The sequence below is a fragment of the Paraburkholderia sp. WC7.3g genome (assembly GCF_050436345.1).
GTDB classification, from domain to species: Bacteria; Pseudomonadota; Gammaproteobacteria; order Burkholderiales; family Burkholderiaceae; genus Paraburkholderia; species Paraburkholderia podalyriae.
Window position 1 is genome coordinate 2,647,886 of sequence record NZ_JBNDMA010000002.1, and the last position, 24,092, is coordinate 2,671,977.

Below are 24,092 nucleotides of genomic sequence, written 5' to 3' on the forward strand. Positions count from 1 at the left end.
GATCTCATGTTTGGAACCGGTTCCAAAAGCATTTTGAAAAAAAGCGCCGAGGCGCTGTGACGTGCGAATAGTGCGCGGGACAGCCACCGCGCACCATAGAGGAAATCCCCAGGCGCGGTAGGCATGCGGCGAGCGTGACCCGGAACTCGTTTGGCACGACCGCGCGCCATTCAGCCGCGCTGATCCGCGACGCACATCGCCAGAAACCGCTCGACCAGCCGAGACGGTGCGCTCGCGTGCGGCACCAGAATCGACAGCCGCCGCGTCAGCGGCTGCGGGCTCAGCGACATCAGCCGCAGCGCACCGTTCTCGTGCCGCATCGACATCGCCGACACGAATCCGACGCCCATGCCGGCCCGGACTGCCTCCTTCACCCCTTCGACCCCGGCGATTTCGAGTGCGACACGCATCGGCACGCCCGCGCGCGCGAACTCGCGCTCGACCGTCTGTCGCACGCCCGAGCCTTCCTCGCGCAGCACCAGCGGGTATGCGCCGAACGCGGCCAGCTCGATGCGCCCGCCGCTGTCCGCCTGCGCGAGCGGATGCGAGCGCGGCATGATCGCGACGATCTCGTCTTCGCGCCACGCATGCACGACCGTGTCCGGCGGCAGATCGGCGCCGGGCGGCCCCTCGATCATCGCGATATCGACCGAGCCGAGCGCGCCGACGATCTCGGCCGTGTTGCCGTTGGCGGTATGCACGGTCACGTCCGGGTAGCGGCGATGGAATTCGGCGATCAGGTACGGCAGCAGGTAGCTGGCCGGCGTCGTGCTCGCGCCGATCCGCAAGGTGCCCTGTTCGAGACCGCGCAGCGCGTCACGATAGGCATGGGCCTGCCGCCAGGTGTCGCGCAGCCGCGCCGCATAGCTGGCGAGCTGCTCGCCGGCCGGGGTCAGGCGCACGCCGCGGCCATCGCGCTGATACAGCGGCTCGCCGAACTCGTCCTGCAGCTGCCTGAGCTGGCCGGACACCGCCGGCTGCGACAGATGCAGCGCCACCGCCGCCCGGCTGATATTGCGATGTTCAGCGACGGCGGCGAACGTTATAAGTTGATCCGGGGTCATCTCGATTAAATATCAGTTGAACCGATACTTGACATTCTAAATGATGATTTTTCATATCGATATATCTAATTTAGGATTAGCCCCGTTGCTCCCCCATCAGGCATCCGATCATGTCCACGCCCACCGTTCCGCTCCCCACCGCCTCCGCCGCGCTGTCCACCCGCGGCCAGCTCAACGGCGTGCTGTTCGTCGCGCTGTTCGCGGCCGCCGTCACGCGCATCGCGGCGATTCCGGCGGTTGCCGGTCTCGGCCTGAGTCCACTGATCGTCGGCATCGTCGCAGGTGCGATCTACGGCAACGCACTGCGCGACGGCATGCCGGCCAGTTGGGCGGCCGGCGTCAACTTCTCGGCGCGCAAGCTGCTGCGTATCGCGGTCGCGTTTTTCGGCCTGCGCGTGAGCCTGCAGGAAATCGCGCAGGTCGGCCTGCCGGGTCTCGCGGAGTCGGTGCTGATCGTCGTCAGCACGCTCGTGATCGGCACCTGGGCCGGCATGAAAATCATGAAGCTCGATCGCGACACCGCGCTGCTGACGGCGGCCGGCAGCGCGATCTGCGGCGCCGCGGCGGTGCTCGCGTTCGAATCGACGCTGCAATCGAAGCCGCACAAGAGCGCGATGGCGGTTGGCAGCGTCGTGCTGTTCGGCACGCTGTCGATGTTCCTGTACCCGGTGCTGTTCAAGGCCGGCTGGCTGCACCTCGATACGCTCGGCGCCGGCCTGTTCTTCGGCGGCACGATCCACGAGGTTGCGCAGGTGGTCGGCGCGGCGAGCAACGTGAGCCCGGAAGCGACGCACATCGCGACGATCGTCAAGATGACCCGCGTGATGCTCCTCGTGCCGGTACTGCTGGTGGTCGGCCTGTGGGTCAACCGCGCTGCTCGTGGCGCGAAGGATGCCAGCACGGACGGCGCCGCCCCGCGCAAGCTTGCGATTCCCTGGTTCGCACTCGGCTTTCTCGCCTGCGTCGTGATCAACTCGCTGCACGTACTGCCGGAAAGCGCCACCTCGACGCTGAACCTCGTCGACACCTTCGCGCTGACGATGGCAATGACCGCGCTCGGCATCGAAACGCGGGTCTCGCAGATTCGCGAAGCGGGTCCGCGCGCGCTGAGCACTGGCCTGATTCTGTATGTGTGGCTGATCGCCGGCGGACTGGGCATCACATGGACCGTCCAGCACCTGTTCCACTGAGCCGTCGCCGGCTTCCCCGCCTTTCCCGACACCCCGCCGCGCGCGGGGTTTTGCGCTTTCTGGCGCACCATCCGGGCCGATCACACGGCATACTCGTTGCTGCGAATTTTGCTCCCGCAACCCGCCCGTGCGCGACGTCCGATGGCAGCGCTGACACCGCCTTCGCGCGACGCGTCCGGACCACCGGAATGAGGATCGATCGATGAGCCTGGAACTGTACTACTGGGATGGCCTGCAAGGGCGTGGCGAATTCGTGCGGCTCGCGCTGGAGGAAGCCGGCGTCGACTACGTCGAAGTCGCGCGCGGCAAACGCTCGAAGGGCCAAGGCACCGAAGCGATGATGGCGGTGATGCAAAGCCCCGACGAACCGTATCCGCCGTTCGCGCCGCCGTTTCTGAAAGACGGCGATCTGGTGATCTCGCAGACCGCCAACATCCTGTTCTATCTCGGCCCGCGGCTCAATCTCGCGCCGACGGTGGACAGTCTGCGCTATGTCGCGAACGGCCTGCAGCTGACGATCGCCGACGTCGTCACCGAAGCGCACGACACCCACCATCCGCTCGCGAGCGGCCTCTACTACGAGGAGCAGAAAGACGCGGCGAAGGCGCGCGCGCACGATTTCATCGACCATCGGATTCCGAAGTTCATGTCGTACTTCGAGCGCGTGCTCGCGCAGAATCCGGCCGGCGGCAACTTCATGGTCGGCGACACGCTGAGTTACGTCGATCTGTCGATGTTCCAGCTGATCGACGGTCTGCTGTACGCGTTTCCGCGCGCGCTGAAGCGCTTCGGCGAGCACTATCCGCGGCTCGCCGCGCTGCACGACATGGTGATCGCAAGACCGAACATCGCCGCGTATCTGGACTCGGACCGGCGCATCGGCCATAACGAAAGTTGCATCTTCCGGCACTATCCTGAACTCGACCGGGCGGCGACTTGATCCGCGCCGCCCGCCCCCGCCCGCTCGCCGCCGCGCGCCCGCCATTCGAGGCGGGCGCGCTGCTGTTGTGCCGCGCTTTTTTCAACCTTCGCTCACGCCCCGTACCGTCGACGTGCTTTCCTTCCTGCTGAAGCTGCGCACCCGCGCCCAACGTCTTTTCCGCCTCTCCGAAGCCCACACGATGCTGGTCTGGTCGGTTGTGGTCGGCATAGCCGGCGCATTCGCGACCATCGCGTTTCGCAACTGCATCCAACTGCTGCAACTGGCGATGACCGGCCAATCCGGCAGCTTCGTCGAACTGGCGCGCAGCCTGCCGTGGACCACGCGCATCTGGGTGCCGGCGGCGGGCGGTCTGGTCGCCGGCATTTTTCTGCTGATCGCGCGACGTCACGCCGACACCAGCACGCACACCGACTACATGGAAGCCGTCGCGATCGGCGATGGCGTCGTGCCGGTGCGCCTCAGCCTGTGGCGCAGCGTGTCGTCGCTGTTTACGATCGCGAGCGGCGGTTCGATCGGCCGCGAAGGTCCGATGGTGCAGCTCGCGGCGCTCGCCGCGTCGCTGGTCGGCCGCTGGGTCCACTTCGATCCGCCACGACTGCGCCTGCTCGTCGCGTGCGGCGCGGCCGCCGGTATCACCTCCGCGTACAGCGCGCCGATCGCGGGCGCGTTTTTCGTCACCGAGATCGTGCTCGGCTCGATCGCGATGGAAAGCTTCGGGCCGGTGCTGGTCGCGGCGGTCGTCGCGAACATCACGATGCGCGAGTTCGCCGGCTACAAGCCGCCCTACGAGATGCCGGAGTTTCCGACCGTGACCGGCGCCGAGGTGCTGCTGTTCGTCGCGCTCGGCGCGCTGTGCGGCGCGGCCGCGCCGCAGTTCCTGCGGCTGCTCGATGCGTCGAAGGCGGCCTTTCGCAAGCTGCCGGTGGCGCTGCCTCTGCGGCTCGCGCTCGGCGGTCTCGTGGTCGGCATCATTTCGGTCGGGGAGCCCGAGGTGTGGGGCAACGGCTACAGCGTCGTGAACTCGATCCTGCATTCGCCGTGGACGTGGTCCGCGCTGCTGCTCGTGCTCGTCTGCAAGCTCGCGGCGACCGCGGCGACGGCCGGCTCCGGCGCGGTGGGCGGCGTGTTCACGCCGACGCTGTTCGTCGGCGCGGCGGTCGGCTCGCTGTTCGGCCAGGCCATGCACGCGTTGTGGCCGCATGCGACGTCGGCCGCTTACGCGTATGCGATGGTCGGCATGGGCGCGTTTCTCGCGGGCGCGACCCAGGCGCCGCTGATGGCGATCCTGATGATCTTCGAGATGACGTTGAGCTATCAGGTCGTGCTGCCGCTGATGCTGTCGTGCGTGGTCGCGTATTTCATCGCGCGCGCGATCGGCAAGACCTCGATGTACGAGATCACGCTGCGCCGCAATCGCGAGGAGCAGGAGCGCTCGCGATTGCGCGCGACGCAGATGCGCGAGCTGATCCGCCCCGCGCAAACCGTCGTGCCGCCGAACGCGACCGTGCACGACATGACCCGCGTGTTCCTCGAATATCCGGTCAAGTATCTGTACGTCGCGAACGACTCCGGCGCGTTTCTCGGCGTGGTCGCGCTGAAGGACATCACGTCCGATCTGCTCGAGGGCCGCGACACGTCGATGAAGACCGCCGCCGATTATCTGCAGCCGCATTTCGACGTGCTGACGCCGGACATGTCGCTCGCCGTCGCGTTGCAGCACTTCCTGGCGTTTCAGGGCGAGCGGTTGCCCGTGATCGAAAGCACCGCGCATCCGAAGCTCGCCGGCGTCGTCTACAAGACCTCGCTGCTGGATGCGTACTTCCGCATGAATCCATCGCCCTAGCGCCTTCGCCAAAGCTCCGCGGCTACCCGCTTCGCGGCGCGATGCAAAGCGCCGCAGATTCTCTACAATGAACAGACCGCCGGCCCCTGTTGCGGCCGGCACGCGTGAGCCCAGCATGGGTGCAGCGACAGCGCCCGCCGTATCGTCGGAGCGAAGATGAGCGAACCGTCCCCCGAGGCCGTACGCCGCGATCAAGCCGGCTGGATTTTCGTGCATATCGAAGGCGAGCCGTACGATCGCGGCGAACAGCACGGCCAGTTGCTCGCCGACGAAATCAGAAACGCGATCCGCACCGCGCGCTATCTTGCCAAATGGGACACCGGCGAGGAGTTCGACACCTTCCTCAACGCCGCAACGAGCCAGTTCGCGAGCAAGCTCGACACCGAATTCGCCGACGAAATCCAGGGGATCGCCGACGGCGCGAAGCTGCCGTTCGCCGAAGTGCTCGCGTGGAACGGCTACATGGATCTGCTGCAAAGCTGGTGGCCGACACACGCGGCGCAGCAGCGGCCGCAGTTGGGCGCGAAACTGTGGCGCGGCCGGCGCGGTCACCACTGCAGTGCGTTCATCGCGACCGGCAACGCGACGCGCGACGGCCGCATCGTGATGGCGCACAACTCGTGGGACCGCTACGCCGCCGGCGACGCGTTCAACGTCGTATTCGACATCGTGCCCGATCGCGGCAACCGCATCCTGATGCAGGGCTTGCCGGGCTGCATTTCGAGCCTGACCGACTTCTGGGTCACGGCGGCCGGCCTGATGGTCACCGAAACGACGATCTCGAACTTCGCGGGCTACAACGCGGCGGGCGCGCCGGAATTCTATCGCTCGAGGCGCGCGTCGCAATATGCGGACAGCATCAAGGAATGGTGCGACATGTTCTCGCTCGCGAACAACGGCGGCTACGCGAACAGCTGGCTGCTCGGCGACACGAAGACCGGCGAGATCGCGCGCTACGAACTCGGGCTGCACTATTCAGGCTTCGAGAGCACGAAAGACGGTTTCTACAGCGGCTACAACACCGCGACGGATCTGAAGATCCGCAATCAGGAATGCATCGGCGAAGGCGAGGACTATACCGACGTGCGCAAGAACGGCGCGCGGCGTCTGCGCTTCATGCAGCTCGAGGACATGCATCGCGGCAGCATCGACGTCGAACTCGCGAAGCAGATGATCGCCGATCATCACGACGTCTATCTCGATCGCAACGACAATCCCTGCTCGCGCACGATCTGCGGGCATCTGGAGCTCGACGACGCGCGCTTCGGCGGCACCGATCACGGTCCGTTCAATCCGTGGGGCGCGAACGACGGCAAGGTGGTCGATAGCGAAATGGCGCGCGAGATGGCGTTCACCGCGCGCTGGGGTCATCCGTGCGGCCGGCCGTTCGACGCGCAGTCGTTCATGAAGCGGCATCCGCAGTGGAACTGGCTGAACGGCTACATGCGCGACCGGCCGTCGTGGCCGTGGACGCGCTTCGACGTGCTGCGCTAGCGCAGGGCCTGGACGCGCGAGCCCGTTCGGGCGATCATGGAATCTGCAAGACGGTGGTGTCGCAAATATGCGCGCGTTGCAGTATTTGCCATCTAAGATGGTAAGGGGCTTGGGCCGCGCAGCACCACGCCGTCCCTGGCTTGCACTGTCCTATCGACGCGGGACGGCACAGGGTTTGCTCGATTGTCAGCGCCGCATGAGCTTTAGGAGGTCGGGCGATGAAAACCTCGACACTGTTAATCATGGTGACGCTGTCAGCCTCGTGCTTTGCCGCGCCGGTCCATACCGCGTCGGACAGCACGGATTCCATCACGCTTGCCCAACGCGCGAACGCCGCGCCGGTCGCGCCGCCGGCTCCGGACGTCACGAGCACCGACGCGAGTCGTCCACAGCAATGGGAGCATATTGCGTTGCCGAAGTCCCGACATCTGGAACGCAGCCTGACCGGGCAGAACGAGCATCTGACCACCTGAGGGCGGCCGCAACGGCGGGCGATGGGTGGCGATGCGCGCGGAACTGCGAGAGACCGCGAGAAGCTCGTCGCGGCGAGGCGCTGGCTTTGCGCGGCGGCAATTGCACCCTGACGACCAACACCAACACCAGCACGACAGGAGCATGCGCATGACGGCCTCGGACATCCCCGGCGAATCGATCGATCTGCAGATTGCCGATCTTCTCGCTGAAGTCGAATTCCCGACCAACAAGGATGCGCTCGTCGACGCCGCGCGCGAAGCCGGCGCGAGCAACGAGGTGCTGGCGATGCTCGACGGCATGCCAGAGCAGGATTATGTCGACATCGAGTCGGTTACGCGCTTGATCGGCGGCAATTATGGCCCGGGCCTGGGGATCTGAACCCAGGGATCCAAACCCGCATTCACACCCGCCTCACTTCACTCATCAGAACTGCGACGACACCGCCATCCGCGTGCGCGGAGCCCGCGTCACACGGCGCGTCGTGTCGCCACTTTCGAGCGCGTGGTCGGTCATCTCGCGCGCAGTCGGATCGTCGGACCCGCTCGCCTCCACCGTCGCCCGCAACTGCGCTGCGCTACGGGAATCCCGCGCCGACGCGCTTTCCGGCTGGAAATGCTCGACCAGATGGTCGATGAAGGTCCGCACCTTCGCCGGCAGATGCAGCCGGCTCGGATACGCAATCGTGATTTCGATGGGCGGCAGAGTGTACCCGTCGAGCAGACGCACGAGCCGCCCCGCCGTCAGATCCCGCCCGATCAGATAGCTCGGCAGAATCGCCACGCCCATGCCCAGCAGCGTGAACTGCCGAAGCATCTCGGCATTGTTCGCCGCGATCGCGTTGGTCGGCCGCACCCGCACTTCGCGATCCAGACCCTTGAACACGCGCTCCTCGCCGCCGCCCTGCTCGGCCGGCCGGCTCAGGCACGAATGCCTGAGCAGATCCTCGGGGCGCGTCGGCGTGCCGTGTTGCGCCAGATAGGCGGGCGTCGCGCAGACCGTCATGTAGCCGGTCGTCAGCCGTCGGGTCACGATGCTCGCGCTGCGCATGTGCCGCGCAACCAGAATGCCGACGTCGAAGCCCTCTTCGACCAGATCGACGTGACGGTCGGCGAGCGTGACGTCGGGCACCACGTCCGGATAGCGCGCCGCGTACGACTGCACGACCGGCGCGAGACTGTGCAGTCCGAACACGACCGGCGCGACGATACGCAGCGTGCCGACAGGCTCATGATTGCGCGCCACCACCATCTGCTCGACGCCTTCGAGATCGACGAGGATGTGGCGCACGCGCTCCAGATAGGTCGCGCCGGATTCGGTCAGCGACAGACGGCGCGTCGTGCGGTTCAGCAGTCGCGTGCCGAGCCGCGCTTCGAGATCCGCGACGTGCCGCGTGACGACCGCGGTGGACAGATCCAGCGCGCCCGCCGCGCCGACGAAACTGCCGAGGTCCGCGACCTTGACGAACACGCGCATCGACTGCAGTTGATTCATGGGACGACTCCTGCGTCGGTAAAGCCGGGCCGGCGCAACTGTTGCCGCCGGTGTCGACCCGCGCCGCATGGACGAGCGCGGGTTTGCCCGACCCAACCGATTCTAGCGATCGGACATGTCCCAACCCTGACCCAGACATGACATTCCGGTCAGATTCGATGCAGTGTGCTAATCGCGCCACTATTGCGGCGTCTACTGTCGGTTCTAGCTAGGTATAAACCCTAGTCAGCAGGTAAAATGGCGGCCAAAGGAAATCACCGCACCATCCGCCATGCCACATCGTTTTCATCTGCTCGAAAAAATCGCGTTTTCGCTGGTTTGCTGGTCGGCCGCCGCGAGTTCGGCGTATATCGGTTACGAGCGCTGCCCCGATATCAAGGTAGCCCTGCACGCCGGGGAAAAGATCCTCAGCGCCAGCGGCCAATACGCGTTCGCGTGCGCGGCGCCCGCCGCCGACGCTTGTGCGAAATTGCCGATCGACTGATTGTTCCGGTTGTCGCCGGATCTGACGCGCGATCCGCCCGGCTCGCGCGTTCGCGCATCTGCGCGCCCAAGGCTTAACGCCTGACCTCACGCATCGCGCCCGAACACCACGCGCGAGAAAAAACCCGCCAGCACCATTTCGGCCATCTCCGCCGGCACGTTCTGCGGATCGATCGTGTAGAAGAACTGCACGCCGTCGCACAGGCCAATCAGGCCGATCGCGAGCTGCTCGGGCGGCATCGACATCGGCGTGCCGACGCGCTCCGAGAACTCGCGCACATAGGCGCCCAATTGCTCGAGCTTCTCGTGCATGAATGCGTTGAAGCGCAGCCGGAAGCGCCCGTCACGCACCGCGAGCAGCTTCGCCTCGACCCACAGCAGAAAGCACTTGTTCTCGCGATGCAGCGAGCTGTAGTAGCGCAGCACGCGCGCCTCCATCTCCTCGCGCGACGCCGCGCTCTCGAAGATCGCATGCAGGTCCGCCTGCATCGCTTCGTGATCGCGCCGCAACAGCTCCAGAAACAGCTCGCTCTTGCTGCGGAAGTTCGAATAGAACGCGCCGCGCGTGTAGCCGGCCGCGGCCGCGATGTCCTCGACGCTCGCCGCGACGAAGCCCTTCTTCATGAAAATGACCTGCGCGGCATCGAGCAGACGCTCGCGCGTCTGGTCCTTGCTCTGCTCTCTCGTGAGTCTTTGACGTTTCATGGGCGCAAGTCTAGCACCGAAGAGAATTCAAATTCACCCTCACATTCAAATACAGGAGTGTATTAGAATGCATCTCGTCATTCCAAGCCACACCTGTATGCCAATTGCATGACTCGGCGTGCGGGTCTTCGCGGGCGGGCCGCGCGGCTTGCCGAGTTCGTTCGCTGTCTCCAGTTGGGGTAATTGTGAAGCGTCCCGGTTCTCTCGCATCGTCAGCGATGCGCCAGCAGTCTCCTCCATCCTGTCACCGCGGCTTCTCCCGGCAGACCTGCGCGCTGGCGCTGGCAGGCGTGCTCGCGCTCGCGGCCTGCTCGAAGCAGGAAGCCGCGGCGCCCGCGCCGCGCCCGGTGGTCGCGCTCGCCGTCCATGCGGACGGGCACGCGCTGCAGGCGGCGTCGCTGCCCGGCGAAGTGCAGGCGCGCTATTCGACGCCGCTGTCGTTCCGCGTCGCCGGCAAGATCATCGAGCGCCGGGTGCGGCTCGGCGACACGGTGAAGAGCGGTGAAGTCGTCGCGTTGCTCGACCCGGCCGATGCGCAGAAAAACGTCGCCGGCACCGAGGCGCAGCTCGACGCCGCGCAGCACAACCTCGTCTATGCGCAGCAGCAGCTCGAGCGCGACAAGGCGCAGGCCAAAGAAAACCTGATCGCGCCGGCACAGCTCGAACAGACCACCAACGCCTACGCATCCGCGCTCGCGCAGCGCGATCAGGCGCAGCAGCAGGCGGCACTCGCGAAGAACCAGCTGCAATACACGACGCTCGTCGCCGGTCATGCTGGCGTCATCACGGCTGAACAGGCGGACACGGGCCAGAACGTGTCGGCGGGTCAGGCCGTCTACAACCTCGCGTGGAGCGGCGACGTCGACGTGCTGTGCGACGCGCCCGAAAGCGCGCTTGCCGCCTTCGCCGTCGGCCAGAACGCAAGCGTCACGCTCGCCGCGCTGCCTGGCCGCAGGCTCAGCGCGCGCGTGCGCGAGCTGTCGCCGGCCGCCGATCCGCAAAGCCGCACCTGGCGCGCGCGTCTGACGCTGCTCGATGCCGGTGTCGACGTGCGCCTCGGCATGACCGCCGACGTCACGCCGGCCGTGCCGCTCGCCGTGGCGGCCGCGCAGTATGGCGTGTTCACGCTGCCGGTCACCGCGCTCTTTCACGAGGGACGCGAGCCGGCCGTGTGGGTCGTGCGCGCCGCGGACAACACGCTCGAACTGCGTCGCGTGAGCGTCACGCGCTACTACGAGCGCACGTTCGTCGTCAGCGACGGCCTGAAAGATGGCGAAAGCGTCGTGCTGCAAGGCGTGCACACCGTGAGCGCCGGCCAGAAAGTCCGCGCGATCGCACCGCTGCATCCCGAGGACTTCGCTTCATGAGCACGTCGCACGAAGAAGGACGCTTCAATCTGTCAGCGTGGGCGCTGCGTCATCAGGCGCTGGTCGTGTTCCTGATCGCGCTCGCCACCGCGTTCGGCATCCTCGCGTACACGCGCCTCGCGCAGTCGGAAGACCCGCCCTTCACGTTTCGCGTGATGGTGATCCGCACGTTCTGGCCAGGCGCCACAGCGCGCCAGGTGCAGGAGCAGCTGACCGATCGCATCGGCCGCAAGCTGCAGGAGACGCCTTATATAGACTTCGTTCGCAGCTACTCGCGTCCCGGGGAATCGCTGATCTTCTTCACGATGAAGGACTCGGCGCCGGTGCGCCAGGTGCCCGAGACGTGGTACCAGGTGCGCAAGAAAGTCGGCGACATTGCGGCGACCCTGCCGCCGGGCATCCAGGGCCCGTTCTTCAACGACGAATTCGGCGACGTCTACACCAACATCTATACGCTCGAAGGCGACGGCTTTTCCGCCGCGCAACTGCACGACTACGCGGACCAGCTACGCTCGGTGCTGCTGCGCGTGCCGGGCGTCGGCAAGGTCGATTATTTCGGTGACCCGGATCAGCACGTCTACATCGAGATCGCGAACACGCAGTTGACGCGTCTCGGCATCTCGCCACAACAGCTTGGCCAGGCGATCAACGCGCAGAACACGATCGCGCCCGCGGGTACGCTGACCACCACCGACGACCGCGTGTTCGTGCGCCCGAGCGGCCAGTTCAACGACGTCAATGCGCTCGCCGACATGCTGATCCGCATCAACAACCGCACCATTCGTCTCGGCGACATCGCGACGATCCGGCGCGGCTACGACGACCCGGTCGTCACGCAGATGCGCTTCGGCGGCAAGCCCGTGCTCGGCATCGGCGTGACGATGCAGCCGGGCGGCGACGTGATCCGGCTGGGCCGCGCGCTCGATCAGCAGATGACCCAATTTCGCGCCGCGCTGCCCGCCGGTTTGAAGCTCGTCGAAGTATCGAGCATGCCGCACGCGGTCGCGCGCTCGGTCAACGACTTTCTCGAAGCGGTCGCCGAAGCGGTCGGGATCGTGCTGGTCGTCAGCCTCGTGTCGCTCGGCGTGCGCACCGGCATGGTTGTCGTGATCTCGATTCCGGTCGTGCTCGCGGTCACTGCGCTGTGCATGTACCTGTTCGATATCGGCCTGCACAAGGTATCGCTCGGCACACTCGTGCTCGCGCTCGGCCTGCTCGTCGACGATGCGATCATCGCGGTGGAGATGATGTCGGTGAAGCTCGAGCAAGGCTGGAACCGCGCGCGCGCCGCGGCCTTCGCATACACCAGCACCGCGTTTCCGATGCTGACGGGCACGCTCGTCACCGTGGCGGGCTTCCTGCCGATCGCGCTCGCGAAATCGAGCACCGGCGAGTACACGCGCTCGATCTTCGAGGTGTCGGCGATCGCGCTGATCGCGTCGTGGCTCGCGGCGGTCGTGCTGATCCCGCTGCTCGGCTATCACATGCTGCCGGAGCGCAAGCGTCACGCGCACGAGCCCGACGACCACGAACACGACATCTACGACACGCGCTTCTATACGCGGTTGCGCGGCTGGATCGGCTGGTGCATCGAGCGGCGTTTCGTCGTGCTCGCGATCACCGTGCTGCTGTTCGTGCTCGCGATGGCCGGCTTCTCGCTCGTGCCGCAGCAGTTCTTCCCGAGCTCGGACCGGCCGGAGCTGCTGGTCGATGTGCGGCTGCCCGAAGGCGCGTCGTTCGATGCCACGTTGCGCCAGGCCGAACGCCTCGAAAAAGCGCTTCACGGGCGCCCCGAGATCGATCACACGGTCAGCTTCGTCGGCACCGGCGCACCACGTTTCTATCTGCCGCTCGATCAGCAATTGCAGCAACCGAACTTCGCGCAGTTCGTGATCACCGCGAAGTCCGTCAAGGATCGCGAGAAGCTCGCGCAATGGCTCGAACCGGAATTGCTGAACAACTTCCCGGCGATCCGCACGCGCCTGTCACGCCTCGAAAACGGGCCACCGGTCGGCTATCCGGTGCAGTTCCGCGTGAGCGGCGACGACATCGCGACTGTGCGCTCGATCGCCGAGCGCGTCGCCGTGACGATGCGCGCCAATCGCGGCACGCGCAACGTGCAGTTCGACTGGGATGAGCCCGCCGAGCGCTCGGTGCGCTTCGAGATCGACCAGAAACGCGCGCGCGAGCTCGGCGTCACTTCCGAAGACGTCTCCAGCTTCCTGGCGATGACGCTGTCCGGCTATACGGTCACGCAGTATCGCGAGCGCGACAAGCTGATCAGCGTCGATCTGCGCGCGCCGCGCGCCGAACGTGTGGATCCGTCGCAGTTGACCGCGCTCGCGATGCCGACATCGAACGGCCCGGTACCGCTCGGTACGCTCGGGCATCTGCGCAACGACCTCGAATACGGCGTGATCTGGGAACGCGACCGTCAGCCGACTATCACCGTGCAGTCCGACGTTTCGGCCGGCGCCCAAGGCATCGACGTCACGCACGCGGTGGATCGCGCGCTCGCGCCGATCCGCGCGACGCTGCCGGTCGGCTACCGGATCGAGATCGGCGGCTCCGTCGAGGAAAGCGGCAAAGGTCAAACCTCGATCAACGCGCAGATTCCCATCATGGTGATCGCGGTGCTCACGCTGCTGATGATCCAGTTGCAAAGCTTCGCGCGCGTGCTGATGGTCGTACTGACCGCGCCGCTCGGCCTGATCGGCGTCGTGCTTACGTTGCTGCTGTTCGGCCAGCCGTTCGGCTTCGTCGCGATGCTCGGCGTGATCGCGATGTTCGGCATCATCATGCGCAATTCGGTGATTCTCGTCGATCAGATCGAGCAGGACATCGCGTCGGGGCACAAACGCTTCGATGCGATCGTCGGCGCGACCGTGCGGCGGTTCCGGCCGATCACGCTGACCGCCGCGGCCGCCGTGCTCGCGCTGATCCCGCTGTTGCGCTCGAACTTCTTCGGGCCGATGGCGACCGCGCTGATGGGCGGCATCACGAGTGCGACGATCCTCACGCTGTTCTATCTGCCCGCGTTGTACGCCGCGTCGTTCCGTGTGCGCACCGACGAGCGCGAGCCGCACGCGCCGCCCGGTGCCGGCGCCACGCACACGGGTAACTGAGCATGAGCACGAGCATGATTATTCCCGCCCTATCCCGCCACCGCCGCGCGGGCTTCGATGCGCTGGCCCGTACCGCGATTGCCACGAGCATCGCGAGCCTCACCTGCATGCTCGGCGCCTGCTCGTTCGGACCGAACGGCGATGCGCCCGCGATGCCGCAGCCCGCGCACTACGGCGCCGAAGCGATGCCGACGCAAACCGTGCCCGCGCAGGGCGTCACGCAGCAGTTCGTGACCGGCGCGCAGCCGGTGCCTGAATGGTGGAAGCTGTACCGTTCGGATGCGCTGAACACGCTCGTTGACGAAGGCCTGCGCAACAGTCCGACGCTCGCCGCGACCGACCGCAGTCTCGCCGCCGCGCGCGAGCAACTGCGCGCGCAGGTGGGCAGCTCGTTGCTGCCGACCATCGACGCCGGCGGCCAGGCCACCCGCAATCGCGCGCTCGCGATTCCCGAGATTGGACCGAACACGTTTCTGTACAACGTGTTCGTCGGTCAGTTGCAGGCGCACTATACGTTCGATCTGTTCGGCGCCGCGCGTCTGGCGAACGCGGCACTCTCCGCCCGCGTGAACGTGCAGGTCTACCAGCTCGAGGCAGCGCGGCGCGCGCTCGCCGCGAACATCGTCACGGCGACGATTACGAGCGCCGCGCTGCATGCTCAGATCGATACGACCGAGCGGCTCGTGAGCCTCGCCAACGATCAGGCGCGCGATACCGAACGACGCTTCGCGCTCGGCGCGGTGTCGCATGCCGATCTGCTGAACGCGCAGCAAAGCGCGGCGAGCGTGTCGGCGAGTCTGCCGGCGCTGAAGCAGCAGTGGCTCACTACGCGTCACGCGCTCGCGGTGCTGCTCGGCCGCACACCCGATGCCGCGCCGGACGACATCGATCTCGCGCAGCTGCATGTGCCCGAGCAGGTGCCGGTCGTCGTGCCGTCGGAGCTGCTGCGCACGCGGCCTGACATCGAGGCGGCCGATGCCGCGCTGAAGGCCGCGGCGACCGATGTCGGCGTCGCGACCGCGCAGATGTTTCCGAGCCTGTCGCTGTCGGCATCGATGGGACAAGGCGGCTTTAGCTGGCCGGTTGCGATGTCAGGTGCTGGGGCCATCTGGAGCATCGGCGCTTCTTTGTCGCAACCGCTGTTTCATGGCGGCGCGCTCGTCGCGCAGCGCCGCGCGGCGCAGCACACGTACGAGGCGAGCGTGTCGCAATACAAGCAGACCGTGCTGGCCGCGTTCCAGAACGTCGCCGATACGCTCGCCTCGCTCGAGCACGACGCGCAGTCGCTCGATGCCGCGAACATCGCCGCGCGTTCGGCACAAGGCGTGTTCAACGAGACATCGGCGCGCTATCGGCTCGGCGCGCTGCCCGTCGCGGCGACGCGTTCGAGCGAGCAGCAATGGCGCAACGCGCAGCTCGATGAGATCCGCTATATGAGCGCGCGGCTGACGGATACGGCCGCGTTGTTTCAGGCGATGGGGAATCCGCCGGTTGATCAGGCTGGTGCGTCATCGACCGCGGCGACTTCAGCTTCTGCGCCTGCATCGGTTGAAGCGGCGAACACGGCGGCATCCAACTAAACGAGGGATTCCGTACGGAACGCTGCGCACTTATCCCCAGTTCGTGTTGATGAGCCTGTTGAAAACTGCCTGAAAAGCGGGCTAACGCATTGAACGTATTACGATTTGTTTGTACGGTGCGAAATCAGCCAGAGTGTTGGGCGCGATCAATGGGTTGGGAATTCGATCGTGTTGCTCGTCAGGCTAAACGATGGCCGTACCCTTGCTGTGCCCGAAGACGATTCAGCCTGGCATGATCTGACGATGAAGTTATCGGAGCATCTTGCCGGTGCAAAGCCTTACGAGGCGTGGGCACTTCTGTCCGCTTTTTCCGACGAGGTGCCTCGCGTCGAGGTATTTCACCGTTGATATGACGGTATGCGGCGAGAGCGGGCGGGCACCCGAATCGCTTTGAAAAGGATGGGCCCACCCCGCACACCTGCGCTCCCGACATCAAGGCTTGTTCGACTCGAACAGATCCATGATCTGCTTCTTCTCAGTCGTGGTCACGCTCGGCGGCGGCACCACTGGCGGCGTCATGCCCGCCGGCCCGACGCCACCCACCGCATCGCTCGAGCCGGCCATCGGATTGCCCGAATCGAGACCGATGCTCGCGACGAAGCCTTGCCCCGGCAACATGTCGGTAAAGAACAGCTCGCCGTTCATCACCGTCACATCGTCGGGCTGCTGCGGCTCGGCCTGCGGCACGCCGCGCAGCGCGCGCTGCATGTACTCGACCCAGATCGGCAGCGCGAGCTGCGCACCGAATTCGCGGCTGCCGAGACTCTTCGGCTGGTCGTAGCCCATCCACGCGACCGCCACCAGCGACTGCTGATAGCCGGCGAACCAGCCGTCCTTCGCGTCGTTGGTCGTACCGGTCTTGCCCTGCAGATCCGAGCGCTTCAGCACGTTGGTGCCCGCGCCCGTACCCGCGGTCGCGACCGAATGCAACAGGCTGTTCATGACATACGCGTTGCGCGGTTCGAGCGTGCGCGGCGCGTCGCGCCCAGCGACGAGAGGCTGCGCGCGCGAAATCGCCACGCCGCGCGCGTCGTTCACTTCGCTGATCAGATAGGGATTGATGCGGTAGCCGCCGTTCGCGAATACCGAGTACGCGCCCGCCGACTGCAACGGCGTGACGAGGCCCGCGCCGAGCGCCATGGGCAGATACGGCGGGGTCTTGTCGGCATCGAAGCCGAAACGCTGCGTGACGAAGTCCTGCGCGTATTTGGTGCCGATGAACGACAGGATCCGGATCGACACGAGGTTCTTCGACTTCTGCAACGCGACGCGCATCGACATCGGACCATCAGGCTGGTCGTCGTCCTTCGGCTCCCACGCGTCGCCGCCGGGCGTGCTCGGCGGGAAAAACAGCGGCGCGTCGTTGATGATCGTCGCCGGTGCCAGCCCCTTGTTCAGCGCCGCCGAGTAGATGAACGGCTTGAAGCTCGAACCCGGCTGGCGCCAGGCTTGCGTCACATGGTTGAACTTGTTCTTGTTGAAGTCGAAACCGCCGATCAGCGCGCGGATCGCACCGTCCTGCGGCGTCAGCGACACGAGCGCACCCTCGACCTGCGGCAACTGCGTGATCTGCCAGTTGCCCTTGTCGTCGGCGACGAGGCGCACGATCGAACCCGGCTTGATGCGCAGCGTCGCGTTCGCGCGCGGGCTCAGCGCGGCGGCGACGAAGCGCAGGCCATCGCCCGACACCGTTACCTGGGTGCCGTCGACCAGTTGTGCGACCACCTGCTTCGCGCTCGCGGCCGTCACCACGCCGGCGATGATCTCACCGTTGTCCGGGTGATCGGTCAGCGCGTCGTCGATCGTCTGATCGCGGTCGTCGCCCGCATCGGGCAACTGCACGAAGCCTTCCGGTCCGCGATAGCCGTGGCGCCGCTCGTAGTCCATCACGCCCTTGCGCACCGCGCGATACGCGGCGTCCTGATCGGCGGAATCGATCGTCGTCGTGACGTTCAGGCCGCGCGTATAGGTTTCGTCCTTGTACTGCGCGTACATCATCTGCCGCACCATTTCGGCGACGTACTCGGCGTGCACGCTGTACTCGTTGCCCGGATTCTTCGTCTGAATCTCTTCCTTCAAGGCCTGGTCGTACTGCTGCCGCGTGATGTAGTTCAGCTCGAGCATGCGTCGCAGGATGTACTCCTGACGGATCTTCGCGCGCTTCGGATTGACGACCGGGTTATACGCGGACGGCGCCTTCGGCAGACCCGCGAGCATCGCGGCCTGCGCCAGCGTGATGTCCTTCAGGTCCTTGCCGAAGTACACGCGCGCGGCCGCTGCGAAGCCGTACGCGCGCTCGCCCAGATAGATCTGGTTCATGTACAGCTCGAGGATCTGGTCTTTCGTCAGCGTGCGCTCGATCTTGTACGCGAGCAGCATTTCGTAGATCTTGCGCGTGTAGGTCTTCTCGCTGGACAGGAAGAAATTGCGCGCGACCTGCATCGTGATCGTGCTCGCGCCCTGCGACGCGCCGCCGTGCGCCAGGTCGGCGAAGCCGGCGCGCAGGATGCCGACGAAGTCGACGCCACCGTGTTCGTAGAAGCGGTAGTCCTCGATCGCGAGCACCGCTTTTTTCATCTGGTCGGGGATGTCCTGGAAGCGCACCAGGCTGCGGCGCTCCTCGCCGAATTCGCCGATCAGCACGTGATCCGCGGTATAGACGCGCAGCGGCACTTTCGGGCGATAGTCGGTGAGCGCGTCGAGCGACGGCAACTGCGGCCCCATCACGACCAGCGCATAGCCGACGATCAGCGCGCCGACCACGACGACGGTCGCGATCAGGCCGAAGAACCACAGAACGAGCGACGCGCCGATCGACCGACGGCCGCGCTCGGGCTCGCGCGAAGCGGCGTTGCGTCCAGGCGTGCGTTGGTTGGAGTCCCGGTCTTCACCGGCCGGAGAGTTCGAGGAATGCGGTCGTTTGATAATTGGCATGACTGGAGTAATGGGCCCGCAACTGCGCGCCTGTCTGCACGCGCTCGCGGCGCGCGCTGGGTCGTGTTCGACATGCTGGCCGGGACACACGCCGCCCTGCGGACCTTGCCCCCGGCCGGCCGCACGGCACGCCTCGGACCATGTCCGGCGCAATGTAACAGCGCATTTTAAAGAAATCGGCAGCGGTCCAACGCAGATTTTTTGTAAGAATTCCCTTCGTCGGCGGCCTTTTGCTGGTAAGGGTCTGTAATTTCGCGCAGCGCGTGCCAGCGTGCGCTCGACGCGCGGCTTGTGCGGGGTTATCAACATTTTCTGTTGAAAGGGCTGTGGACAAACCGCCCGCAAACACTACAACTCATTGATGTCACGGGATTTTCGCACCGCGCTTGTTCCGTGGCGGCGCAACTCGTCATATGATGAACCCCGCGCGCGTCTCTCGATGCGCGCGACGGGGACCCAACGGCGGGCTCCAACGCAAATCCGATGACGGGCTCCGACACCGTATCCGGAGGCACGCGCCGACCCGCCCATGCCAACAAGACTGCGAGTCGATCATGTCCAAGCCCAGCGAGCGCATCGTCGTATTCGTCACGACCGCGCAGAAACGTGCGATCACCGCGACCGCGGAGGATCTGGGCATCAGCGTGAGTGAACTGATGCGGCGCGCGGTGCTGAGCTTCGGCGCGACCAGCGAACAGGTCAAGGCCGCGAGCATCGTCGACCGGCTGCGCGCGCCGCGCGCGCCCGACGCGCTGAATGCAGCGCTGCAGCGCGTCGCGCGTGGTACACGCCATGCACGTGCCGCATTGCCGGCGTCGCTGCCAGCGCATCAGACGGATGGTGCGGGTGCCTCTGGCGACACTGCCGCGGCAAACGCGGCGGCAAACGCGGCGGCCAACACCGCAACCGACCCTGCTGACTCCCCCGCGCCGCTGCTTCCCGCCGGCGTCGCCGCCGCGCTCGCCGCCGAGCAGGACGAACAGGCGGCGGCCACCGCCGAAGCCGTCGCGCGGCTGACGGCAGCGCGAGCCGCCGACAACGCGGAAAACGCCGAAACGGACGCAATCGACGATGCAGCGTCGAAACGGCTGTCCGGCACGTCGGCGCGTCTGCGCAACTCACTCAAGCGCCCCCGCATCGACGACGACGCCCCCGACGACGACGAACCGGACAGCGACCCGCGCGCCGAAGGCGGCCGCTTCGCGTGACGAAAAGCGTGACGGAAAATTACCGCACGTGAGCCGCGATCACCGCCTTTGAGCAAGCCGGCACTCGTGCGCAACGCGCCGCCGGTTGCATATCGTTACATCAGTGACACCCGTATGAATGCCGTTCGATAACGCCCGCCCACAGGCGCAAACAGCGGCTTTTCCAGTATCGCGCGAGCCTTCGGGCGGCCGCATCGTTTAAGCCATCTTTAAGACAGCCGATGGTGTAATATCCGCCGTCAAGTCCATGCCCATCGCGGCTCTCCAACATCCAGGCAAGCATCAACCGGCATTGCGCCCCAACAAAAACGGGCTGCACTATTGCAATTGGCAAGTGCGCCCCGAACTCCGGTCCGAACGCTGCGCAGCATCAGGCGCGGCGGCGTAAAGTAGCAGTAGTTCAAGGCACTCAGGCGCGCACGCATCGTCGGCGCCGCCCACATTCTCTGGAGGTTTTCATGTCGCTTTTTGACAGCATTTCGCGCACGCTCAAAGGTCTTCTGAACGATGCGGCCGACTCCGTGCAGGACCCGTCGCGCGACTCGCGCCAGATCGTGCGCGAACTCGACGACAGCATCGGCCGGGCCGAGAACTCGCTGATCGAGATTCAGGCGCAGGTCGCCACTCAGCAAAGCAAGCGCGATGTTGCCGCGGACAAGGCGAAGAAGTATGAAGACGGTGCCCGCCGCGCGCTGCAGTCCGGCGACGAAGCGCTCGCGCGCGAAGCGCTCGGCGCGCAGGCCACCGCCGAAGCCGAACGCGATGCGCTGACGAAAGAACTGACTTCGCTGGAACCGTCGGTCGCGCAACTGAAGAGCCAGATCGACGACATGCGCACGCGCCGGAACGACCTGAACGCGCGCTCGAATATCCTGCAGGCCAAGCAGCAGATCGCGCAGGCGAAAGATACCGCGGCCACCGCACTCGGCGGCATCGGCGGCAAGAACCTGTCCGAGGATTTCCAGAAGCTCGAAGACAAGGTCGCGCTGTCGAACGCGCGTTCCGACGCACGTCTGAACTCCGCCGACGAGAAAAGCGGCAAGGCGCTCGACGACAAGCTCGCGGATCTGAACCGCGGCCCGTCCGTCGACGATCGGCTCGAAGCGCTGAAAAAGCAACTCAATACGCCGGCGCAGTAAATGCCGGATGCGTGTACCTGCTCGCAGCAAGTACGCACAGCAATGGCAGCAGCAGTAGTAGCACATGCCGGTGCGCTCGCTTCTGAACGCACCGGCATACCGGCCGCCACAGGTAGCCACCGCAATCGACTGATGGAGACGGGCGCGCCGCGCCCGGTCTGCAAATGAAAAAACTTTTCGCAACCGCCTTCGCTTCGCTGCTGCTCGTGTCGGCCGCGGCGTTCGCGGTGCCGACCGTTCAGCAAATCGAATCGGCGATGTCGCAGGGCAACTGGCAGCAGGCCGACGCCGGCCTCACCGAGGTGTTGCAAGCGCATCCGAACAACGCTCACGCGCACTATCTGTACGCCCAGGTGCTCGATCGCGAAGGCCGTTCGGCCGAGGCGCTCGCGCAGGTCCAACAGGCGAAGACGCTGGATCCGCAAATCCGTTTCGCCGACCCGAGCCGTTTCGCGCAAACCGAAGCGCGCCTGCGCCGCGACGCGGAACGCGCGGGCGGCAACGTCACCCGTCACGCCGCGAATCCGTTCGCGCAGCAGAATGCGCCTGCTGTGCAGCAACAGTCGGCGATGATGTCGCAAGCGCAACAACGGCATGGTCCGGGGGTGGGTATGTGGATCGGTATCATTGTTCTGATCGCGGTGATCGCGCTCGTGTTGCGCTGGACCTTGAGACGCGCGCGCAGCCAGGAAGACACGCGCGCCGACGACGATCGACGCGCGCAATTGAAGCGCGCAACCGACATGCTCAACACGGTGCGTTCGATCAAGCTCGACGTGAAGCTGTCCATCGCGCCGGGTCACGAGTTGCTCGAAAAAGACGTCGAAGCGACCGAAGAGCAGTTGCGCGGCGCCGTCGAAACGCTGTCGAACGGCAAGAATCCGCTGCCGCCCTATGCACTCGACGAATTCGAGCAGCGCATCGCGAGTCTGCGCGCGCGCGCCGACGGCCGGCCCGATCCGACTTCCGCGTCCGTGGGCACCGCTCAGCAATCGCCGTACGCGCAGGAAGCCCAGCGCTTCGGCAGTCCGCAGCCGCCTTATCCGCAACAGGGTCCATATCAGCAGCAGCCGCAGGTCATCGTGCAGCAAGGCGGTGGCATGGGTGGCGGCATGGGCGGTCTGCTGACCGGCGTGCTGCTTGGCGAAGCGCTCAGTCATGGACGTGAGCGCGTCGTCGAACGCGACGTGATTGTCGACCCCGACGAACTGCGCCGGCGCGGCAACGACGCAGGAAACGGCGGCAGCCTCGACTTCGGTCAGGGTTCGAACGACTGGAACGATGACGGCAGCGGCGGCGGCATCGACATGGGCAGCAACGACGATTCCGGCGGTTGGACCGATACCTGATCGATCCTGATCGATCCGCGTCGAATCAACAACAGGCTCCTGCGCGGAGCCTGTTTTTTGCCTGCCGGTTTTGCGCACCGCCTTCGTTCAAGTCACACCCGCGCCGACTCCGCCTGGCTGCCCTCGTGCTGCGCGAGCCCACTGCACCGTAGCCGCAGCTGCAATCGTTTCACCCGCCGCTTTCGCCCCATGCCGGAGACCGCCTTGACATCTGCCCCTTCCGCTTCATCCGCCGCGCCGCGCATTGCGATCGTCGGCAGTGGCTTTGCCGGCATCGGCATGGCGATTCGTCTGCAGCAGTCGGGCATCACGTCGTTTACGGTCTACGAGGCTGCGAGCGGCATCGGCGGCACGTGGCGCGACAATACCTACCCCGGCGCGGCCTGCGACGTCCCCTCGCATCTGTATTCGTTTTCGTTCGAGGCGAATCCGGCGTGGTCGCGCGCGTTCAGCAGCCAAGCCGAAATTCTCGCGTATCTGCAGCACTGCGCGCGCAAGTACGGCATCGAGCGCTACGTGCGCTGCAATACAAAAGTGAGCGCCGCGCGTTTCGACGAAGCGCGCCAGATCTGGCTCGTCGAGCTCGACACGAACGGCGCTCGCGAAACCATCGAGGCCGACGTGCTGATCGCCGCGAACGGTCCGCTGTCGCGTCCCGCGCTGCCGCGTATCGCCGGCATCGAACGTTTCGAAGGCAAGCTGTTCCATTCGGCGCGCTGGGATCACGCATATCCGCTCGACGCCAAACGCGTCGCGGTTATCGGCACCGGCGCGAGCGCGATCCAGTTCGTGCCGAAAATCCAGCCGCGCGTCGCGCACCTGGATCTGTTCCAGCGCACCGCGCCGTGGGTGATGCCGAAGCGCAACAAGCCGATCGGCCCGCGCGCGCAATGGCTGTTCCGCACGCTGCCGTTCACGCAGCGCCTGGTTCGCAGCGCGATCTATTGGCAGCTCGAATCGCGCGGAATCGCGTTCGTCGTCAATCCCGAACTGATGAAGATGCCGATGAAGTTCGGCCTCAGCTATCTCGAGCGACGCGTCAAGGACCCGGCGCTGCGCGCGAAGCTCACGCCGAACCACCGGCTCGGCTGCAAGCGCTTGCTGCTGTCGAGCGACTATTACCCGGCCGTCTGTCAGCCGAACGTCGAGGTCGTGACGAGCGGCATTCGCGAGATCGTCGCGGATGGCATCTTGACCGAGGACGGCGTGCATCACCGCGCGGACGCGATCATCTGCGGCACCGGCTTCCAGGTCAACGACGTGCCCGCGCCGTTCGAAGTGACCGGCCTCGGCGGCACCGACCTCAGCACGCTATGGCTGCGCGATGGCCCCGAGGCCTATCTCGGCACGAGCATCGCGAACTTCCCGAACTTCTTCATGATCGTCGGGCCGAACACGGGGCTCGGCCATAACTCGATGATCTACATGATCGAGTCGCAACTGCGGTACATCGGCGATTGCCTGCGCGTGCTGCGCCGGCGGAACGCACGCACGATGACCTTGCGCGCCGACGTGCAGCGCGATTTCAACGCGCGTCTGCAGCGGGAGATGCAGCACGCGGTGTGGACGAGCGGCTGCCATAGCTGGTATCAGACGCAGAGCGGCAAAGTCACCGCGATCTGGCCCGGCTTCACGTTCAGCTTTCGCAAGCGTACGCGGCGTGTGCGGCCGCAGGATTACCGCTTCGCGCGTTGAAGCTCGTG

Annotated in this window: 18 protein-coding genes; 14 read left to right on the forward strand and 4 right to left on the reverse strand. The window is 65.7% G+C overall.

The annotated features are described in order from the left end of the window. Positions 1-170: 170 nt before the first annotated feature. Positions 171-1,064: a LysR family transcriptional regulator gene (locus tag OKW43_RS23585; protein ID WP_187636401.1), complete on the reverse strand. Its 894-nt coding sequence runs from the start codon at positions 1,062-1,064 to the stop codon at positions 171-173. 110 nt (positions 1,065-1,174) lie between these two features. On the opposite strand from OKW43_RS23585, the gene OKW43_RS23590 reads away from it, so the two are divergent. The 6 genes from OKW43_RS23590 (at position 1,175) to OKW43_RS23615 (ending at position 7,386) form a co-directional block, all read left to right on the forward strand. After that, complete coding sequence (locus OKW43_RS23590) at positions 1,175-2,254, forward strand: YeiH family protein (RefSeq protein WP_429450194.1); 1,080 nt, start codon at positions 1,175-1,177, stop codon at positions 2,252-2,254. A 202-nt stretch (positions 2,255-2,456) separates the two neighbouring features. After that, positions 2,457-3,194, forward strand: coding sequence for a glutathione S-transferase (locus OKW43_RS23595; protein ID WP_429450196.1), 738 nt, complete (start codon positions 2,457-2,459; stop codon positions 3,192-3,194). 112 nt (positions 3,195-3,306) lie between these two features. After that, positions 3,307-5,040 (forward strand): ClcB-like voltage-gated chloride channel protein, encoded by a 1,734-nt coding sequence (locus tag OKW43_RS23600; protein WP_187636398.1) that lies wholly within the window; start codon positions 3,307-3,309, stop codon positions 5,038-5,040. Between the two features lie 156 nt (positions 5,041-5,196). Beyond that, entirely contained in the window at positions 5,197-6,534 is a 1,338-nt protein-coding gene (locus tag OKW43_RS23605; protein ID WP_187636397.1) for a C45 family autoproteolytic acyltransferase/hydolase, read from the forward strand. Between the two features lie 218 nt (positions 6,535-6,752). Beyond that, positions 6,753-7,007 carry a hypothetical protein gene (locus tag OKW43_RS23610; protein WP_187636396.1) on the forward strand — a complete coding sequence of 85 codons (255 nt, stop codon included), beginning with the start codon at positions 6,753-6,755 and terminating at the stop codon, positions 7,005-7,007. 148 nt (positions 7,008-7,155) lie between these two features. Beyond that, positions 7,156-7,386 (forward strand): DUF2795 domain-containing protein, encoded by a 231-nt coding sequence (locus OKW43_RS23615; RefSeq protein WP_429450199.1) that lies wholly within the window; start codon positions 7,156-7,158, stop codon positions 7,384-7,386. A gap of 45 nt (positions 7,387-7,431) precedes the next feature. Here OKW43_RS23615 and OKW43_RS23620 read toward each other — a convergent pair whose 3' ends face one another. Beyond that, on the reverse strand, positions 7,432-8,499 hold the full coding sequence (locus tag OKW43_RS23620; RefSeq protein ID WP_429450201.1) for a LysR family transcriptional regulator: 1,068 nt from the start codon (positions 8,497-8,499) through the stop codon (positions 7,432-7,434). A 271-nt stretch (positions 8,500-8,770) separates the two neighbouring features. On the opposite strand from OKW43_RS23620, the gene OKW43_RS23625 reads away from it, so the two are divergent. Continuing rightward, positions 8,771-8,983 (forward strand): hypothetical protein, encoded by a 213-nt coding sequence (locus OKW43_RS23625; RefSeq protein WP_187636393.1) that lies wholly within the window; start codon positions 8,771-8,773, stop codon positions 8,981-8,983. Positions 8,984-9,069: 86 nt separating this feature from the next. Here OKW43_RS23625 and OKW43_RS23630 read toward each other — a convergent pair whose 3' ends face one another. Next, on the reverse strand, positions 9,070-9,687 hold the full coding sequence (locus OKW43_RS23630; RefSeq protein ID WP_429450203.1) for a TetR/AcrR family transcriptional regulator: 618 nt from the start codon (positions 9,685-9,687) through the stop codon (positions 9,070-9,072). Positions 9,688-9,905: 218 nt separating this feature from the next. Between OKW43_RS23630 and OKW43_RS23635 the strand changes: the two genes are divergently transcribed. From OKW43_RS23635 to OKW43_RS23645, 3 genes are read left to right on the forward strand one after another with little or no spacing between them, the layout of a single operon-like run. Then, positions 9,906-11,054, forward strand: a complete 1,149-nt coding sequence (locus OKW43_RS23635; protein WP_429450205.1) for an efflux RND transporter periplasmic adaptor subunit — start codon at positions 9,906-9,908, stop codon at positions 11,052-11,054. Beyond that, on the forward strand, positions 11,051-14,179 hold the full coding sequence (locus OKW43_RS23640; protein ID WP_429450207.1) for an efflux RND transporter permease subunit: 3,129 nt from the start codon (positions 11,051-11,053) through the stop codon (positions 14,177-14,179). Before OKW43_RS23635 ends, OKW43_RS23640 begins: the two co-directional genes overlap by 4 nt. 14 nt (positions 14,180-14,193) lie before the next feature. Beyond that, positions 14,194-15,759, forward strand: a complete 1,566-nt coding sequence (locus OKW43_RS23645) for an efflux transporter outer membrane subunit (protein ID WP_187636389.1) — start codon at positions 14,194-14,196, stop codon at positions 15,757-15,759. A 432-nt stretch (positions 15,760-16,191) separates the two neighbouring features. On the opposite strand, the gene OKW43_RS23650 is transcribed toward OKW43_RS23645, so the two are convergent. Next, positions 16,192-18,693 (reverse strand): penicillin-binding protein 1A, encoded by a 2,502-nt coding sequence (locus tag OKW43_RS23650; RefSeq protein ID WP_429450209.1) that lies wholly within the window; start codon positions 18,691-18,693, stop codon positions 16,192-16,194. Between the two features lie 554 nt (positions 18,694-19,247). Here OKW43_RS23650 and OKW43_RS23655 point away from each other — a divergent pair. From OKW43_RS23655 to OKW43_RS23670, 4 genes are all read left to right on the forward strand, one after another. Further along, entirely contained in the window at positions 19,248-19,901 is a 654-nt protein-coding gene (locus tag OKW43_RS23655) for a hypothetical protein (protein WP_429450211.1), read from the forward strand. A 458-nt stretch (positions 19,902-20,359) separates the two neighbouring features. After that, entirely contained in the window at positions 20,360-21,040 is a 681-nt protein-coding gene (locus OKW43_RS23660; protein WP_429450213.1) for a PspA/IM30 family protein, read from the forward strand. Between the two features lie 164 nt (positions 21,041-21,204). After that, positions 21,205-22,389 carry a tetratricopeptide repeat protein gene (locus OKW43_RS23665; protein ID WP_429450215.1) on the forward strand — a complete coding sequence of 395 codons (1,185 nt, stop codon included), beginning with the start codon at positions 21,205-21,207 and terminating at the stop codon, positions 22,387-22,389. Between the two features lie 189 nt (positions 22,390-22,578). Further along, complete coding sequence (locus OKW43_RS23670; RefSeq protein ID WP_429450217.1) at positions 22,579-24,084, forward strand: flavin-containing monooxygenase; 1,506 nt, start codon at positions 22,579-22,581, stop codon at positions 24,082-24,084. The last annotated feature ends 8 nt before the right edge of the window (positions 24,085-24,092 follow it).